General features: G+C 40.8%; 18 protein-coding genes. 12 read left to right on the plus strand and 6 right to left on the minus strand.

The window, feature by feature from the left end; all coding sequences use genetic code 11:
- Nucleotides 1-136: 136 nt before the first annotated feature.
- From mtlD to pabC, 5 genes are all read right to left on the minus strand, one after another.
- A complete protein-coding gene (gene mtlD / locus FTT71_RS01355; protein WP_131261156.1) occupies nucleotides 137-2,266 on the minus strand; it encodes a bifunctional mannitol-1-phosphate dehydrogenase/phosphatase in 2,130 nt (709 codons plus the stop codon).
- Nucleotides 2,267-2,460: 194 nt separating this feature from the next.
- Nucleotides 2,461-2,871 carry a PaaI family thioesterase gene (locus FTT71_RS01360; protein ID WP_096901103.1) on the minus strand — a complete coding sequence of 137 codons (411 nt, stop codon included), beginning with the start codon at nucleotides 2,869-2,871 and terminating at the stop codon, nucleotides 2,461-2,463.
- A gap of 118 nt (nucleotides 2,872-2,989) precedes the next feature.
- On the minus strand, nucleotides 2,990-3,598 hold the full coding sequence (tmk, locus tag FTT71_RS01365; protein ID WP_131261157.1) for a dTMP kinase: 609 nt from the start codon (nucleotides 3,596-3,598) through the stop codon (nucleotides 2,990-2,992).
- Nucleotides 3,599-3,600: 2 nt separating this feature from the next.
- Entirely contained in the window at nucleotides 3,601-4,665 is a 1,065-nt protein-coding gene (gene mltG, locus FTT71_RS01370) for an endolytic transglycosylase MltG (protein WP_131261158.1), read from the minus strand.
- Nucleotides 4,658-5,491, minus strand: coding sequence for an aminodeoxychorismate lyase (gene pabC, locus FTT71_RS01375; protein WP_154320893.1), 834 nt, complete (start codon nucleotides 5,489-5,491; stop codon nucleotides 4,658-4,660). Before pabC ends, mltG begins: the two co-directional genes overlap by 8 nt.
- Nucleotides 5,492-5,651: 160 nt before the next feature.
- On the opposite strand from pabC, the gene FTT71_RS01380 reads away from it, so the two are divergent.
- From FTT71_RS01380 to FTT71_RS01410, 7 genes are all read left to right on the plus strand, one after another.
- On the plus strand, nucleotides 5,652-6,659 hold the full coding sequence (locus tag FTT71_RS01380; RefSeq protein ID WP_178318838.1) for a sulfate ABC transporter substrate-binding protein: 1,008 nt from the start codon (nucleotides 5,652-5,654) through the stop codon (nucleotides 6,657-6,659).
- 319 nt (nucleotides 6,660-6,978) lie between these two features.
- A complete protein-coding gene (locus FTT71_RS01385; protein WP_096901106.1) occupies nucleotides 6,979-7,584 on the plus strand; it encodes an alpha/beta hydrolase in 606 nt (201 codons plus the stop codon).
- A gap of 87 nt (nucleotides 7,585-7,671) precedes the next feature.
- Nucleotides 7,672-8,505 (plus strand): sulfate ABC transporter permease subunit CysT, encoded by an 834-nt coding sequence (gene cysT, locus FTT71_RS01390; protein ID WP_180061936.1) that lies wholly within the window; start codon nucleotides 7,672-7,674, stop codon nucleotides 8,503-8,505.
- A complete protein-coding gene (gene cysW / locus FTT71_RS01395; protein WP_104851751.1) occupies nucleotides 8,502-9,395 on the plus strand; it encodes a sulfate ABC transporter permease subunit CysW in 894 nt (297 codons plus the stop codon). The genes cysT and cysW overlap by 4 nt, the downstream gene beginning before the upstream one ends.
- Before the next feature lie 11 nt (nucleotides 9,396-9,406).
- Complete coding sequence (locus tag FTT71_RS01400; RefSeq protein WP_179990088.1) at nucleotides 9,407-10,468, plus strand: sulfate/molybdate ABC transporter ATP-binding protein; 1,062 nt, start codon at nucleotides 9,407-9,409, stop codon at nucleotides 10,466-10,468.
- Nucleotides 10,469-10,520: 52 nt separating this feature from the next.
- Nucleotides 10,521-11,444, plus strand: a complete 924-nt coding sequence (locus FTT71_RS01405) for a CysB family HTH-type transcriptional regulator (protein WP_180160666.1) — start codon at nucleotides 10,521-10,523, stop codon at nucleotides 11,442-11,444.
- A 187-nt stretch (nucleotides 11,445-11,631) separates the two neighbouring features.
- On the plus strand, nucleotides 11,632-12,828 hold the full coding sequence (locus FTT71_RS01410; protein ID WP_180060805.1) for an outer membrane protein transport protein: 1,197 nt from the start codon (nucleotides 11,632-11,634) through the stop codon (nucleotides 12,826-12,828).
- A gap of 54 nt (nucleotides 12,829-12,882) precedes the next feature.
- On the opposite strand, the gene carO is transcribed toward FTT71_RS01410, so the two are convergent.
- Nucleotides 12,883-13,614: an ornithine uptake porin CarO type 4 gene (carO, locus tag FTT71_RS01415; protein ID WP_180060804.1), complete on the minus strand. Its 732-nt coding sequence runs from the start codon at nucleotides 13,612-13,614 to the stop codon at nucleotides 12,883-12,885.
- Between the two features lie 302 nt (nucleotides 13,615-13,916).
- On the opposite strand from carO, the gene dapD reads away from it, so the two are divergent.
- The 5 genes from dapD (at nucleotide 13,917) to FTT71_RS01440 (ending at nucleotide 17,237) form a co-directional block, all read left to right on the plus strand.
- On the plus strand, nucleotides 13,917-14,738 hold the full coding sequence (dapD, locus tag FTT71_RS01420) for a 2,3,4,5-tetrahydropyridine-2,6-dicarboxylate N-succinyltransferase (protein WP_131261166.1): 822 nt from the start codon (nucleotides 13,917-13,919) through the stop codon (nucleotides 14,736-14,738).
- Between the two features lie 80 nt (nucleotides 14,739-14,818).
- Nucleotides 14,819-15,529 carry a 7-carboxy-7-deazaguanine synthase QueE gene (gene queE, locus FTT71_RS01425; RefSeq protein ID WP_180060803.1) on the plus strand — a complete coding sequence of 237 codons (711 nt, stop codon included), beginning with the start codon at nucleotides 14,819-14,821 and terminating at the stop codon, nucleotides 15,527-15,529.
- Between the two features lie 89 nt (nucleotides 15,530-15,618).
- Nucleotides 15,619-16,290, plus strand: a complete 672-nt coding sequence (queC, locus tag FTT71_RS01430; RefSeq protein WP_136144778.1) for a 7-cyano-7-deazaguanine synthase QueC — start codon at nucleotides 15,619-15,621, stop codon at nucleotides 16,288-16,290.
- Nucleotides 16,291-16,303: 13 nt separating this feature from the next.
- Nucleotides 16,304-16,708 carry a hypothetical protein gene (locus FTT71_RS01435; protein ID WP_004971768.1) on the plus strand — a complete coding sequence of 135 codons (405 nt, stop codon included), beginning with the start codon at nucleotides 16,304-16,306 and terminating at the stop codon, nucleotides 16,706-16,708.
- Nucleotides 16,709-16,778: 70 nt separating this feature from the next.
- The gene (locus FTT71_RS01440; protein ID WP_096901114.1) at nucleotides 16,779-17,237 is read left to right on the plus strand and encodes a peroxiredoxin; all 459 of its coding nucleotides are present in this window, start codon (nucleotides 16,779-16,781) and stop codon (nucleotides 17,235-17,237) included.
- The last annotated feature ends 71 nt before the right edge of the window (nucleotides 17,238-17,308 follow it).

Genomic DNA, 17,308 nt, shown 5'->3' on the forward strand with positions numbered 1-17,308 from the left:
GTGAATAAAGTGCATTTGAATTCTAATGCAAGAAAGCACCGAATCGTGTTCCATAACACGATTCGATATTTTATCATTTTGAATATGATGACGTTAACTTACTAAACCTCCCCCCAAGAATTCATCAAGTTGAGTTTTAGATTACGGCTGCAACTTGAGTACCATCTTGAATAAATGCTTCTAAGCGAACTTGACCAGCCAATAGTTGCTGTAATTGGTGGCTAATTATGTACTGCAATTGCTGCCGTGTCTGTTCGTCTATAGGCGCATTTTGCAATTGTTTTGACAAATGCTGTAATGCTGCTTGAGCCCCCAACTGCTGCATTTTAATTGCATACAGATAGCCCAACACCACTCCTTTCTGCACATAATTTGCAGCTAAATCATGCTGCAGATGATAAATCAAAGCACCCATCACCCGTTCATTGGCTGAGAGTTTACGCAAAGGGTCACGTGCCACACGCTGACACGGGTCTTTATAGGCATGTTCACATGAGTCCAGAAAGCTCTGTGCCAGATGCTTTAAGTTTTGCTGACGATGCGGCAACTGTGCAGCTAATCCCAACGCTACTTGTGCCGAAACAGCGCGGGTAAAATCTGCAACCAATGGGTCTGCCATTGCGACACCAATACTGTTATGCCCTATTAAACTGGATAACCAAGCCATCATGGCATGTACACCATTCCATAAACGATTTTTAATGAGTTGGATTTCGGCAATATCATCTACCAAAATCATTTGACGCATGTGTTGCAATAATGGACTGGCATTTTCCACATAAATAGGCATGTCACTTTCAGCATGAAATAAAATTAAATCCATACTTTGCAAAATGTGACTGGGCTGAAAATTGCGTCTTAAATCTTCTACATATAAGGTGGCTTGACGCTCTTGCTCAGGCTGCAATCGAGTATTGTCTTCAATTTCAATTGGCTCTGCTTCGTCATCCAACTGAAATTGCTTAAAAATATTATACTTGATGCGTAATTGGCGATATAAGTTTTGATCGCTTAATTTAGAGACCATTCTATTTACGACAGTATCGCAAAAATAATGCTGCGCCATAATTTTGGCTGCCGTATCGGGATCCAACAACGCCTCTAACGCCTGATGAATATGCGTCATCAAGAGCTGTTTTGCCCCAACTTTATTTAAAATTACCAAAATAGTTAAAGGCTGATGGAGTTCAAATTGCGCTATAAAACGGGCATATAAGCCCTGCGCAATTACTTTAGCCTCTTGCTGTAAAGCATGTTCAGGCAAACATAATGCAATTAGGCTCGACTCCACATACATTTGCTGCATCTGCTGCAAGTTCTCCGCATCAATGATGTGCATATTTTCAATTCGTTCATCATAAGAACATTGTCCATAACGAATTGAATACGTTCCAAAGGCGTTTACTGCAGAACGATATAAGGTATTCCGTGTAGAAGCATAAATACGTTTAGGACGGGTATAGCCATCCCAGTGCGATAAAATTTGGGCCAAATAGCCCCCACCTATTGCACCAAAACCATGAATCCCCACACTCAACTGATTTAAAGTTTGCGGGAAGGCCTCTTGTAAACTCGGCATTTCCAATACAGGAATAACTTGATTTAAGTCATCTAAATAAGCTTGCATACTTGCGTAATAATGCTGCGTGAGTGACAACATATTAGCATTAGGTTTTTTTATATCCCGAAATAGTATGGTTATGCCACCCGCTGCATGTGCAGATTTGATTCCATTTTCAGAATCTTCCAGCATGAAACATTCGCTGGGTTCTAGATTAATTTTTTGTGCGGCTGTTATAAAAATTTCAGGATGTGGCTTGCCCTGTTGCACCTCATCGCCACAAACTAATACATCAAAAAACTTATAGACATTGGCATTAATCAAATATTCTTCGGCAATGGCACGACGACTAGACGTAGCAACCGCCATTCTCAAGCCAGACTTTCGTAACCGCTCTAATACCTGCAACAAACCTTTTTTAATGGGCACACCAAAATTGCGCACACTTTCTAGTTCTAGTTCATCAGCACGCTGACGGATCTCACGGTAAGGAATGTCTGCACCATATTCTGCTTGCGCCAGTTGTTCAGCGCTCTTTGCACTCAAACCCAAACATTGCATGAGGTATACGTCTGAAAATTCAACGCCAATGAGCTCCTGAGATGCCTGCTTCAATGTTTGAAACCGTAATCGTTCAGTATCAAACATTGTTCCATCCATATCAAAGATTGCTCCATGAACAATATTGTTCTTAAATTTAAGCATTTAGCTCCCTTGTTTTATCACTTACGGGTTGCTAGCTTAGACAAAAGCAGATTTGATCTATATGAAAAACATAAAATGAAATATTTGTGATTATTTTTTAACCAATCAAACCCTGATTTTCATGTAGTATGTGTACATATGTAACCACATGGTAAATATAAGTAACTAAAATTAAGATAAAGCTGACTTTATTCTCAGCCAATCTGTGGAATCGAATACGTCCCTGTGACATGCGCCACGGCATCATCTACACCTTCGGAATATACCCAAACCTCACCGACCACGAGGTTTTTCCCTACTTTCATTAAGCGACATTCACCACGTAAATTACGCCCTGCTGCGGGCTTGCGTAAAAAGTTGATGTTTAAATTACTGGTCACCGCCAAAGCCACCAAACCCAACTCCCCTAAAATGGCGATATAAAGTGCATAGTCTGCAACAGTCATCATAGTCGGCCCTGATACCGTACCACCTGGGCGTAAATCACGTTCATCGATGTGATAATTCACCAATGCCCCACGTGGCGTGATGGACACAATTTCACATTTTTCCAAACTTTGCGGAAACTCAACTTTTAAAAATTCAATAATTTCGTCTTTGGTCATATTTACTATTCGCTATTATTTAAATAAAAAAATCTTCTAAAGCATTTCCACTATAGAAGATTTTTCCATTCAATCAAATGCATAACCATGACCCATTGGCTTGTTATACCTTTGTTTGTTATGCCTTAGCTTGCAAATAGTGCATCGCCTGTGCAAATACTTGATCGGGGCTTTGTGTTGCATCTAAGCGCTTCACTCGCTCAGGGTGTCGCTCCCACAAAGTTTGATAGCCACCTCTTACTTTCTCAAAGAAAGTTGCTTTCTCTTGTTCAAAACGATCAAGTTCACCACGTGCCCGTGCACGGGTCATACCCAGTTCAATCGGTGCATCCAGCCAGAAAGTTAAGTCAGGCATACGTGCCACAAAGTTATTATTTAAAGTCTGCAACTTGCTTTCACTCAAACCACGTCCTGCACACTGATAAGCAAAACTCGCATCACTAAAACGGTCACACAGTACAGTTTTTCCTGCAGCCAACGCAGGTAAAATCACCCGATCTAAATGCTGTGCACGCGCTGCATACATCAACAATAACTCAGTGTCTGAACACATTTTTTCTTCATGGTTGACCTCGAGCAACAAAGCACGAATTTGCTCTGCCATAGGGGTTCCACCCGGTTCACGGGTTAAAACCACCGACTGACCTTGTGCAGTAAAATAATCATGAATACGGCGAATAAGTGTAGTTTTGCCTACCCCTTCAGTACCTTCAAAACTGATAAACATGCTTATTCCCCTGATTTTTTCGTGCGTAGTACGTTTAAATATTCCTGTACGGCACGGTTATGATCTTGCAAATTGGTGCTAAATTTATGCCCACCGTTACCTGTCGCGACAAAATAAATATTGTCAGATTGGTCTGGATGCATAGCCGCTTCAATGGCTTTTTGACTTGGCAAAGCAATTGGTGTTGGCGTTAAGCCACTCATGGTATAGGTGTTGTATGGCGTTGGAGTGCGTAAATCCTGACGGGTGATATTGCCCTGATAACGGTCACCCATACCATAAATCACGGTTGGGTCAGTCTGTAAACGCATCCCCAGTTTTAAACGACGTACAAACACACCCGAAACCTGCTCTAATTCAGCATCAACATTGGTTTCTTTTTCAATAATAGATGCCATGATTAAAGCTTCATATTTATTTTTATAGGGCAAATCTGCTGCACGATTATTCCAAGCATCATCCAATGATTTCATTTGACGCTGATATAAATCGGTTAATATTTTACGGTCAGTTTCACCTTTGGCAAAGAAATAAGTATTCGGCGCAAATAAACCTTCGGGATGTGTAAAAGGAATATTTAAAGCTTTTAGCATTTGATCATACGGCAAATGCGACACTTCTTTGGTGACCAACTCATCTTTCTTTAACGCATCAATCAATTGTTTAAAAGTCGTGCCTTCGATCACCAAAATACGGTTCATTTGTGCATTTTCAGCATTGGCGATCATTTCCATAACCTGACGCACACTCATGCCCTGACGGACTTCATACACGCCTTTTTTCATGCTGTCGTGAATCATCACTCGTTGATAGAGCTTTAAAACAATTGGAAAATTCACATGATCTTGTTCTGCCAAACGATCAATAAAGCGTGAATAGGTATCACCATCATTAATCGCCAATAATTGTTTTTTGCCTTCAACAGGATAATCTTTAAATAAGCTTGACCATAAGATCATGCCAATGACCAAAAACAGTCCGAGTACAAAAATAAGCGCACCCTGAATAGCACGCTTAGACCATATAGGTTTGGTTTTCTTTTTAGATTTTGATGGACGCTTAGACATAAGAATGAATCTGATTCAGTTGAAGTTGCTTAAATAGTTCCACACACGGCTGCACATCTAAAACCTGCTGCCCTAAATGGCTGACAATTTTCATGGGCGTTAAGGCATTACAGAAAAACAGACTTTGAATCTGCGCAATTTCCGAAACATGAACATCACGCTGTTCACAATGCAAATTCTGTTGTTGCATGCGCGATAAAATTTCTGCCCGCATGACACCGTGCACGCCATTATAACCAAGTTGCGGGGTAATCCATGTATTGTTTATACGAATGAAACAATTACTACTCACACCTTCAACCACACTGCCCTGTACATCAGTAACCAAAGCTTCTGTCCAGCCTTTTTGATCGGCTTCTTGTTTGAGCAATACCTGTTCAAGTCGGTTTAGACTTTTCAGCCCAACTAAATTCGGCATGCTTAGTCCAATCGCTTGTGCCAAGATGCCACTTTGAATGATGTCATAATGATATGCCGTATCTAAAGCCGCTTGTACTTGTGGATAGAAAAACACCCAAACATCGGCAGGATGATCAGGCAAACTGTAACCTCGCTGCCCCACACCACGACTTAAAACAATCTTTAAAGTACCGTTTAATTCACCATGCGCCTGCTTTAAAAGTGTCAGCGTTTCAGTGATTAACTCAAGATTGGCATTTAAAGAAAGTTGGCGATTAGCATATTGCAAACGCGCCAAATGGCGGTCAAGTAATTCAATTTGATTTTGGCGAATACGTGCAGTGCTAAAGCATCCATCACCATAATGAAACGCGCGATCTAACACATGAATCTGCTCGGTAGGCTTGGCATTTTTATAACACTGCATGGAAGAAGTACTCGTTATTTATCTCTAAATATAGAAAACAATGAAGAAATTTATATTTATCATTTACTGATATTCACCGCATTTTAAATTATTTTTTCAGCAAATAGACTACCGATATGCTTGCCTCATTCAACAACAGATTTAATACCTGAGGTCAAACATGAACTTTACAAAACTGAAAATTGGACTACTGGCGGCAGTACTTTCGGCAACAACCTTGAGCGTTTCTGCAAAAGACTTTCTGAATGTTTCCTACGATCCAACCCGTGAATTATACGATAACTTTAACAAAGATTTCGGTGCGTACTGGAAAAAAGCCACCGGGCAAAACATTAACTTTAAACAATCACATGGCGGTTCGGGCAAACAGGCACGTGCGGTGATTGATGGTCTAGGTGCCGATGTCGTGACTTTGGCACTGGCTGCCGATATTGATGAAATTGCCAAACGCGGTCTATTACCTAAAGACTGGCAAAAGAAATTTCCGCACAACTCGACCCCTTATACATCCACAATTGTATTTTTAGTGCGTAAAGGCAACCCGAAAGGTATTCGAGATTGGGGCGATTTGGTCAAACCTGGTGTGGAAATCATTACTCCAAATCCAAAAACATCTGGCGGTGCACGCTGGAACTATTTGGCAGCGTGGGCATGGGCAAAACATCAACCTGCGGGCAATGATGCTAAAGCGCAAGAGTTTGTTCGCCAAATTTATAAACAAACCAAAGTATTGGATTCAGGCGCACGTGGCTCAACCACCACTTTTGCAGAACGTGGCATTGGTGATGTTTTGTTAGCTTGGGAAAATGAAGCCTATTTAGCCGTGCGTGAACAACCGGGTAAATTTGAGATCATCACGCCTTCTCTATCTATTTTGGCTGAACCGCCTGTGGCGATTGTAGAGAAAAATGTGCAAAAAGATGGCAATCAACACTTAGCCAAAGCCTATTTAAACTATCTCTATTCGCCTGCGGGTCAAAACATTGCTGCGAAGAATTATTACCGACCACGTAATGCTACGGTGTTGGCACAATATAAGTCGCAATTTAAACCATTGAAGTTGGTGACTATTGATCAAGAGTTTGGTGGATGGAGCAAAGTTCAGAAGCAACACTTTGAAAATGATGGCATTTTCGATCAGATTATCAAAGCCAACCAAACCAAATAATACTCCGAAAGGTAAATCATACCAAAGCTCTAGCTGAAAACACCCAAATTGAAAAATGCGGGTGTTTTCACAAACGCATTTTTACCTGATTCACATATATCTCTTTTATTCATATAAAATTCATTTTTAATTATTTTTTTTGCATAGAAACTCTAGTTATCCTTGTTGCAGATTATTTAAAACATGAATTTTACAGCATTATCTTACTGAGTTTTGAATCCAAGTGATCACAGCCAAAGCTGAAAATGATGGGTTCAATTCATATTCAAGCGTTATTCAGATCATTATTTCAGGCTGAAATATGCGAAGGAGCATCGACATGATTCATACCGTAATTGTTCCAGGTGTAGGTGGCAGTGAATATGCGCACTGGCAATCTTGGTTACAACGACAACTCATGTCTTGCTCGCGTGTACAACAGTCAGACTGGAATAGCCCAATTTTACAGAACTGGGTTGCTGAATTTGTCAAAACAGTTGCCCCGATTCAGAACGATATTCAAATTGTGGCGCACAGCTTTGGTTGTCTGACCACAGTGGCAGCCTTAGCACAGCAACCTAAATTGCAGGCGAAAATTAAAAATGTGGTTTTGGTTGCACCTGCTAACCCTGCCCGTTTTGGTGAATCTGGTTTTGCACAACACAGCCAAAGCAATTATTCGGCTTATTTTCAGCAACTTAAATTGGCTGTACCGACACGCTTATTGATCAGTGAAAATGACCCATGGCTAAGTTTTGCAGATGCACAGGCACTTGCCCAAGCATGGCAATTAACACCGATTAATTTAGGACAAGTGGGTCATATTAATGTTGCATCAGGCTTTGGGGCATTTCCTGAAATTTATGATTATTTGATTGCAGAAAATATGCAATCACATATCAGTATTTCTGATAACAACAAGTATTTATTCAAATTTGCAATTTAATCTTCGCAAATTATGCTTGTGCCGAATTTATCTTTTACTTTTATCTGTTTGTTTTCAAACACTCATTCTCTCTTTTGAGGAGTCATCATGTCGCAGCGATCCAAAGTGCTGCCAGGATTTGGTCTTTCTCTAGGCTTTACCCTAGCGTATTTATCCTTAATTGTTCTTATTCCCTTATCGGCTGTATTTATTAAATCGCTGGGTATCGGTTGGGATGGTTTATGGGAAATTTTAAGTTCAGAACGTATCCAAAAATCTTTGCAACTCAGTTTTAGCGCTGCGCTCATTGCAGCCTTTATTAATGTCGTCTTCGGCTTATTATTGGCATGGTGTTTGGTACGATACAGCTTTCCAGGCAAACGTATTATAGATTCTTTGGTTGATTTACCTTTTGCATTGCCTACTGCAGTTGCGGGTATTGCCTTAACTTCTTTATACGCACCGACTGGCTGGATTGGACAATATTTAGAACCATTAGGCATTAAAGTCGCGTATACCCCTATCGGGATTACCCTTGCCCTGATTTTTATTGGTATTCCATTTGTTGTGCGTACCGTGCAACCCGTACTCAGTGAATTAGAAACCGAGTTGGAAGAAGCAGCATCTGCGCTAGGGGCTAACCGCTTTCAAATTGTCACCAAAGTGATTTTCCCTATTTTATTGCCTGCACTGATTACAGGTTTTGCCCTCGCATTTGCGCGTGGCGTGGGTGAATATGGCTCGGTGATTTTCATTGCAGGTAACCAACCATTTAAAACTGAAATTGCACCCTTAATGATTATTTCTCGTTTAGAAGAATATGACTACGCAGGTGCAACCACAATTGCTGTGGTGATGTTGCTGATTTCTTTTGTCATGCTGTTCTTAATTAACTTATTACAAGCATGGGCAAGTCGTCGCACAGGGAGAGCTGCACGATGAGTTTAAATACCAACAGCAATGCTTTGGCTGAAAAACTACAATCACGCGATGCAACACGTGAACCGACTTGGGTACGCTATACCCTGATTGCAATTGCCTTCATTTTCTTCTTAAGCTGTCTGATTTTGCCGCTGATTTTGGTTTTTGTCGAAGCGTTTAAACAAGGCATTGGTGTCTATGCCCAAGCATTGGTGCATCCTGACACTTTATCAGCAGTGAAATTAACCTTACTCACTGCAGCCATTGCCGTGCCTTTAAACGTGATATTTGGTATTGCCGCAGCGTGGTCAGTGGCGAAATTCAATTTCCGTGGCAAGTCAATTCTCACCACCTTAATTGATATGCCTTTTTCAGTTTCTCCTGTGATTGCAGGTTTAATGTTAGTCCTGATTTTTGGCACACAAGGCTGGATGGGCGGCTGGTTGATGGAACACGACATCAAAGTTTTATATGCCGTGCCTGCAATTGTGATTGCCACCATCTTCATTACTGTACCTTTTGTGGCGCGTGAATTGATTCCTTTAATGGAAGCGCAAGGCACAGAGGAAGAAGAAGCTGCGATTGTATTAGGTGCATCGGGTTGGCAGACCTTCTGGAAAGTCACTTTGCCAAACATAAAATGGGGGTTAATTTACGGCGTGATTCTGTGTAATGCCCGCGCAATGGGTGAGTTTGGCGCGGTATCTGTGGTATCGGGGCATATTCGCGGAGAAACCAACACCCTACCGCTGCACGTCGAAATTCTCTATAACGAATATACCTTTAGTGCTGCGTTTGCGGTGTCCTCTCTCTTGGCACTTCTCGCGATTGTGACCCTGATTTTAAAAACTTGGGTTGAAATTCGCCAAGAAAAGCAAAACCAACGCAATGAAGATTCAACTGTTTCTTAAGGAATGACCGCATGAGTATTCAAGTTAAAAATATTGAAAAAAATTTTGGTGCATTCCATGCACTTAAAGACATCTCCCTCGATTTTCCAGATGGCCAACTGGTGGCGCTGCTTGGGCCTTCAGGCTGTGGTAAAACCACCTTGTTGCGTATTATTGCAGGATTAGAGTCGGCAGATCGTGGGCAAGTGATATTAGAGGGTCAGGATGCAACCGATGTGCATGTGCGCGAACGTCAAGTTGGATTCGTTTTCCAACACTATGCCCTATTCCGCCACATGACCGTATTTGACAATATCGCATTTGGTTTACGGGTACGTCCACGTGCAACCCGACCTTCAGAAGCCGAGATTAAAAAGCGTGTTATGCGTTTACTCGACTTGGTACAGTTAAGCTTTTTAGCAGACCGTTATCCTGCACAATTATCGGGTGGACAACGTCAACGTATTGCTTTGGCACGTGCCTTAGCGGTAGAACCACGCGTATTGTTATTGGATGAACCTTTTGGTGCGCTTGATGCCAAAGTGCGTAAAGAATTACGTCGTTGGTTAAGAACTTTGCATGATGAATTACACATCACTTCAATTTTCGTGACCCACGATCAGGAAGAAGCACTCGAAGTTGCCGATCAAATTATTGTCATGAACAAAGGTAATGTCGAACAAATTGGTTCACCGCGTGAAGTGTATGAACAGCCTGCAACTCCGTTTGTATTTGACTTCTTAGGTCAAGCCAACCGTTTTGAAGGACAACATCATCAAGGGGTTGTGCAAATTGGTGAAGATCGCGTACAACTTCTCAATCAACCAAATGCACCACAAGGCAAAGTGATTGCATTTGCGCGTCCAGATGAGTTGCATATTCATGCCCAACCACAGGAAAATACCATTCAAGCGACCTTCTTACGTGAGGTTTGGATTGCTGGTAAAGTAGTTGCAGAATTGCAAGATCGCCAAGGGAATTTAATTGAAATTGCACTCACTGCAGATGAAGCGAAACTGCACCAATTCCGCCCAAATCAAACGGTTTGGTTAAGTGTAACCACTTTACATTTATTTGAAAATCAAGTCGCATAAGGACATCAAGATGGAGCCTAACCCGCTCCATCCTTTTTAGGGTTGCACCACTATGAACTTCCAACAACTTAGAATTATTAGAGAAACCGTTCGGCAAAACTTTAATTTAACCGAAGCGTCTGCGGCACTATACACTTCTCAATCGGGCGTGAGTAAGCACATTAAAGACCTTGAAGATGAACTTGGTGTGCAGCTTTTTGTGCGCAAAGGCAAACGTCTATTAGGTTTAACCGAGCCAGGACAAGCTTTGCTGAGTATTGTCGAACGCATGTTGGTTGATGCAGATAACATTAAACGCCTTGCCGATGACTTTAATAAAGTCGATGAAGGCACGCTCACCATTGCGACTACACATACCCAAGCGCGTTATGTGCTGCCGCCTATTGTGAATTTGTTTAAAAAAGAATTCCCTAAAGTACATTTGATTTTGCAACAAGCCAGCCCTGTAGAAATTGCCGAAATGCTGCTGCAAGGTGAAGCCGATATTGGTATTGCAACTGAATCTCTAACCACTGAAGAGAACTTAGCAAGTGTGCCTTATTATGACTGGTGTCACAGCATTATTACCCCACAAGATCATCCTTTAGCCAGTGAAACTGAGATTAGCCTGACCGATTTGGCAGAATATCCAATCATCACTTATCACGGCGGCTTTACGGGACGTTCTAAAATTGACAAAGCATTTACCGATGCAGGAATTGATGTCAATATCGTCATGTCTGCACTTGATGCCGATGTTATTAAGACCTATGTTGAATTGGGCATGGGCGTAGGTGTGGTGAACAATGTGGCATACGATGCAGAACGTGATTACCGCCTAAAACAAATCCAGACCGATATTTTTGGGGTAAACACCACGTGGATTGCGGTTCGCAAAGGACACTTACTACGTGGTTACGGCTATGAGTTTATTTCTTTATGTGCACCGAATGCCGATATTAAAGCTTTAAAACGTATCGCCTATCCTGAAGAATAAAACAATAATGCATAAGAGAGCCCAGGCTCTCTTTTAATTCTCTGGCAAAATTCTTGCTGATCTAAATGCCTAGAAATAATCAAAATAATGATTTTAATTTATCAGAAACATGAATAAAATATAATCAACAATAAAAAGCGTAATTTGATTTTAAACACAATTCTATAATTTAGACTAAGGACGTAACATGAAATTTCACATTTTTGTTGGATTGCTGTGTGTCCTGCCGCTAGGTTATGCCTCTGCTGCCGCTTTAGAACGTAGCGGTCAATCGGTACATGCATTATTTGAAAAAGGAAATTATGCGGAAGTCGCTTTGCTACACGTGGATACCAATATTTCAGGTCAGGTACAGCATCAACAAAATATTGCCGAATTAGGCGTTCAAGATTTTTCAACAGGCAATTTAGTCAATAATCAACACTTCATCCAAGCTGCATTAAAATTACAACCACATCCACAAATTTCTGTGGCGTTATTATTTGACCAACCTTATTTTGTTGATGTGGATTATCACTATAGTCCTATTCTTTCAGGTGAACCCTTACCTATAGAAAATGCAGATATTAAGTTTGACTCAAGAAATATTACAGCACTCATTGGCTATCAACCCACACAACATTGGAACCTCTTTACAGGTCTAAGTTACCAGTCATTTTCAGGTGATCTGAAAATTGGTACTCAAGTTGACTATACCTTTTTTGATTATCACGTAAATTTCCCCAAAGACCATGCGTGGGGTTGGTTGGCAGGTGTAAGCTACCAAATTCCTGAATATGCATTTAATACAGCAATTACTTATCGCTCTAAAATCAAGCACAGTACCAATGCAAGCGAAAGTATTTGGGGATTTCCTTTAGAGATTGCACCACAACAAGCAACTGAAATTCAGACCCCTGAATCGGTGAATTTAGATTTTCACACCGGTTTACCTGCACAAAATTTTCTGTACGGATCATTGCGATGGGTCAATTGGCAATATTTTAAAATTCAACCCACTCAATTTGCAGCAATTCTGCAATCTGAAGGACTAGGTAATCAGTTCAACCTGATTGATTATCAAAAGAATCAATGGTCTACGCGTTTGGGTTTTGCCCATCAATGGTCACCCAAGTGGATCACTGCGGTGGAAGGATTATGGGATTCTGGTGCAGGTAATCCTGCCTCAAGTTTAAACCCTGTAGATGGTTATGTTGGTGTTGGTACGGGCGCAGTTTATCACTTTAACCCCAAAACGTTTATGATTGCAGGTCTGCATTATTTGCACTTTACCAAGCCAGACACGGTACAACCACAGTCATTGATCACTCAAATTTCAAGTTTTTCTTCACTCGAACAACGTGAGGCTTGGGTTTATCACTTGAAATTAGCACATCGCTTTTAAGACACAAAAAACGAGCCGAAGCTCGTTTTTTGGTTTAGCTCAAGCTAATAGATATTACCAGTGGTAACTTACACCCAATTTTGCAACTGGCATCCACTCATATTTATCATCGTTACGGATTTTGTTTTCTTCAGCAGCTAAATCTCTGTCAAAATCAGCGCCATTCACGTTTACAAAGTTACCTTTCGACGTCAAGTTTACAGATGGGTTGCCTGTATAGTACGCACCAACTTCACCAAATACACCCCAGTTTTCATTGATCTTAGGCGCTAAACCTAGACCTACATAGGGAGCAATATTATTTTCATAATCCATTTTCCCTGAAACTTCACCATTAAAGTTATAGTTATTGCCATTTACTTTAATCGTACCATCACTTGAGCGCTTCTTCAGGTCATACTCAGAATCGACATAGCCTACACCAGCAGCAACATATAAACCTTGAGCCCAACGATTTGTACTTGTACCCCATGGACGAATTTCAGCGTTCAAATAGGTCAAGTTATTGTCCATATCCATATCGTACTTAGTACCATTAATAGATAAGTCATCCGACCAAGAAATATCGCCACCGTTATAACCCAGCGCTAAGCCCACATACGGGTTTGCAGTCCAAAGTAAGGCACCGCCATAACCTGTTGTACCTACTTCAGCACGTACACCTGTTGGAATTAATTGGTTACGATCAAACGCATAGCCATCTTTTACCACAGCTGTATCTGCCATTGCAGAACCTGCAACTGCTGCCAATACCGAAGCGGCTAAAAATGTATGTAAAGTTTTCATTGTGTTTCTCCTCAAACTAAAGCTTTTTTGAATTTTCATTCGTTCGTTTTTCATGTGAAAACTATAAAGCTTATTGCGCTCAGTATTTATGCAAGATTTGCTAGGTTTATGTTATCTTTTGATACAAATTTATTCTTATTGTTTATTGCAAAAGCATTTATTTTCAAAACTTCAACAATTTAGCGCGCAACTTAACTTGTTTATCTTACTAAGGATAAATTCCAATCTGTTCCAATTTTTATCTATTCCTCACTCAATATAGTGTAAAATCTTTGGAAAATTTTTTTCTGGTAAGAACATCGATGTCTCAGCTTTCAACAATCATTGAACAAGCATTTGAAGACCGCGCTAATTTCAGCGCTGCAGATTGTCCCTCTGAAATTCGTCAGGCAGTTGAACAAGCAATTGCAGGTTTAGATAACGGCACATTACGCGTTGCTGAAAAAATTAATGGTGAGTGGATCGTTCACCAATGGTTAAAAAAGGCAGTTTTGTTATCTTTTAAACTCAATGATAACAAGCCAATTGAATCTTGCGATTTGCGTTTCTACGACAAAGTAGACACGAAATTTACAGGTTGGACTGACGAGCAATTCAAACAAGCAGGTGTGCGTGTTGTACCGCCAGCAGTTGCACGTAAAGGTTCATTCCAAGCCAAAAATGTGGTGTTAATGCCATCTTATGTCAATATTGGCGCTTATGTAGATGAAGGCACCATGGTTGATACATGGGCAACTGTAGGTTCATGTGCACAAATTGGTAAAAACGTGCATTTATCGGGTGGTGTAGGTATTGGTGGTGTACTTGAGCCACTTCAAGCAAACCCAACTATTATTGAAGACAACTGCTTCATTGGCGCACGTTCTGAAATTGTTGAAGGCGTGATTGTGGAAGAAGGTTCTGTCATTTCTATGGGCGTTTATATTGGTCAATCGACCAAAATTTATGACCGTGAAACTGGCGAAATCCATTATGGTCGTGTACCTGCAGGTTCGGTGGTAGTTTCTGGCAACCTGCCTTCTAAATGTGGCACTTATAGCTTGTATGCTGCTATCATTGTGAAGAAAGTAGATGCGAAAACCCGTGCAAAAACCAGTTTGAACGACTTATTACGCGAAGACTAAACTTTTTTTAGTTTTCTCCATCTCTACGGCCAGCAATGACCGTAGGGATTTTTGTTTTTTTACATACTGTGATGAATTTTATGAATACCCTCCGATCTTCCGCTATTCCTGTTTCTGATCCGTCTGCGGGTTTACGCATCACGGAGATTTTCTATTCATTGCAGGGCGAAGCCAATACATCGGGCTTGCCAACCGTGTTTGTTCGTTTAACGGGTTGTCCATTGCGTTGCCATTACTGTGATACCACTTATTCTTTTGAAGGTGGCGAACGTCAATCTTTAGATGACATCATCCAAACCACGCTAGAATTTAAAACACCGTATGTATGTGTGACGGGCGGTGAACCTCTGGCTCAACCGAATGCACTGCCACTCATGCAACGCTTGGCAGATTTAGGTTGTGAAGTGTCTTTGGAAACCAGTGGAGCTTTAGATATTTCTAAAGTGGATAACCGTGTGTCGAAGGTGCTGGATTTAAAAACCCCTGCATCGGGTGAAATGTCACGCAACTTATTATCAAATTTAGATTTTTTAAACCCACATGATCAAATCAAATTTGTGATTTGCAATCATGACGATTATCTTTGGGCGAAGCAGCAAGTTGAGCAATATCAGTTGCATAAAAAAGTCGATACAGTGTGGTTCTCCCCTGCATTTGCTGTCGAAAAAGGTGCAGTCGCCTTGCCACAACTTGCACGTGATTTGGCACAGTGGATTTTAGCCGACCATCTCCCTGTTCGTTTCCAATTGCAATTACATAAATTGCTTTGGAATGATGAAACAGGTCGTTAATCTCCTCACGAATCCCCATTCGTATTGACGTCAATCTTCACACTTTTGCTCAAGTTCTATCGCTATATTTTAAAATTTGGAGTTCAATTATGCGCCCTCGTGCCATTGTATTGTTATCTGGTGGATTAGACTCAACCACGTGTTTGGCATGGGCACAAGCGCGTTATGAATGTATTGCACTTAGTTTTATGTATGGTCAACGCTCGACTACAGAGCTAGATGCTGCACGTGCCTTGACTAAAAATGCAGGCATTGAGCATCGTGTGATTAATATTGATTTAGGCAACTTGGGCGGTTCTGCCCTGACCGATCACAGCATTGAAGTACCTGATCATGAGCAAGAAGGTATTCCTGTGACTTATGTGCCTGCGCGTAATACCATCTTCCTGTCTTATGCTTTGGCAGCTGCCGAAGTTTTTGATGCAGAAGCAATTGTGATTGGTATTAATGCGGTAGATTATTCGGGCTATCCTGACTGTCGTCCTGAATTTATTGATGCTTTTGCCAATATGGCACGCTTGGCAACCAAAGTTGGCGTAGAAGGCAAACCGTTAAAATTTGAGACACCTTTGTTACATTTATCCAAAGCAAATATTATTCGCTTAGGTATTGAACATGGCGTAGACTATAGTCAAACGGTTTCTTGCTACCAAGCAGATGACCAAGGACGTGCTTGTGGTAAATGTGACAGCTGTCGCTTACGCAAACAAGGTTTTGCCGATGCCGGTGTTGCAGACCCAACGCGTTATATACCGTCATAACAAGGTAAAGTGTATGAAAAATTTAAAATCAAACATTATAGTTTCTGCGATTATGTCTGTTGCTGCATTATTCGCAACAACGACACACGCAAATAATGACAAGTTGCAACAAGCATATAAAAGCACCAATGTAAAAGCAGCTTTAATTAATGTTTGTAAAGAAGAAACTGCAAAAGGCAAAAAACTGACTACAGCTGAAGTAAGCAAATATTGTACTTGTGCAGTAGAAGCAGATGGTAAATTAACCAACGCTCAAAAATGGGAAATTCAAAGCGCAATTAACCAGAAAAAGAGCCCTGCGACTTTAGCTTTTGTACAAAAGCAAAATAAAGATTTGCAAACTTGTTTTGGTCCTCAGCTTACAGGTAAATTAAAAACCTTAACTGAAGAAGCAATGAAAGCGGCTGAGAAAAAATAATTTTTCTTAACAATTTCAACTAGCCACTTTATGTGGCTAGTTTTTTATGTGCATGATTTTGGAGAAAAATATGAGCACGACAATTCAATTACCAAATCAAGCTTTTCCTGCAACCACAGGCGAAGTCAATTTAACCGAACTTGGTACAGATTGGTTAGTGGTGTATTTTTACCCGAAAGACTCTACCCCAGGCTGCACCACACAAGCTGTCGATTTTACTGCGCTAAAGCCACAATTTGATGCGCTTAATACCACCATCATTGGCATTTCGCGCGACTCAGTCAAAGCCCATCAAAACTTTACCGAAAAACAATCTTTAGGCATCAACTTGATTAGCGATAAAGAAGAAGTATTGTGTCAGTTGTTTGATGTGATTAAAGAAAAAAATATGTATGGCAAAAAAGTTATGGGCATTGAACGCTCTACTTTTATTTTCCATCAAGGTCAATTACTGAAAGAATATCGTAAAGTCAAAGCTGCAGGACATGCCGAGCAAGTGCTTGCGGATTTAACCGCTTTACAGGCTTAATTTTCAGCCTCTAAAAAAACACAATGTTCTGGATGATTGAAAGCTTTTTCAATCATCCTTTTTCATTTAAA

The organism is Acinetobacter sp. YH01004, assembly GCF_013420455.1.
GTDB lineage: Bacteria > Pseudomonadota > Gammaproteobacteria > Pseudomonadales > Moraxellaceae > Acinetobacter > Acinetobacter towneri.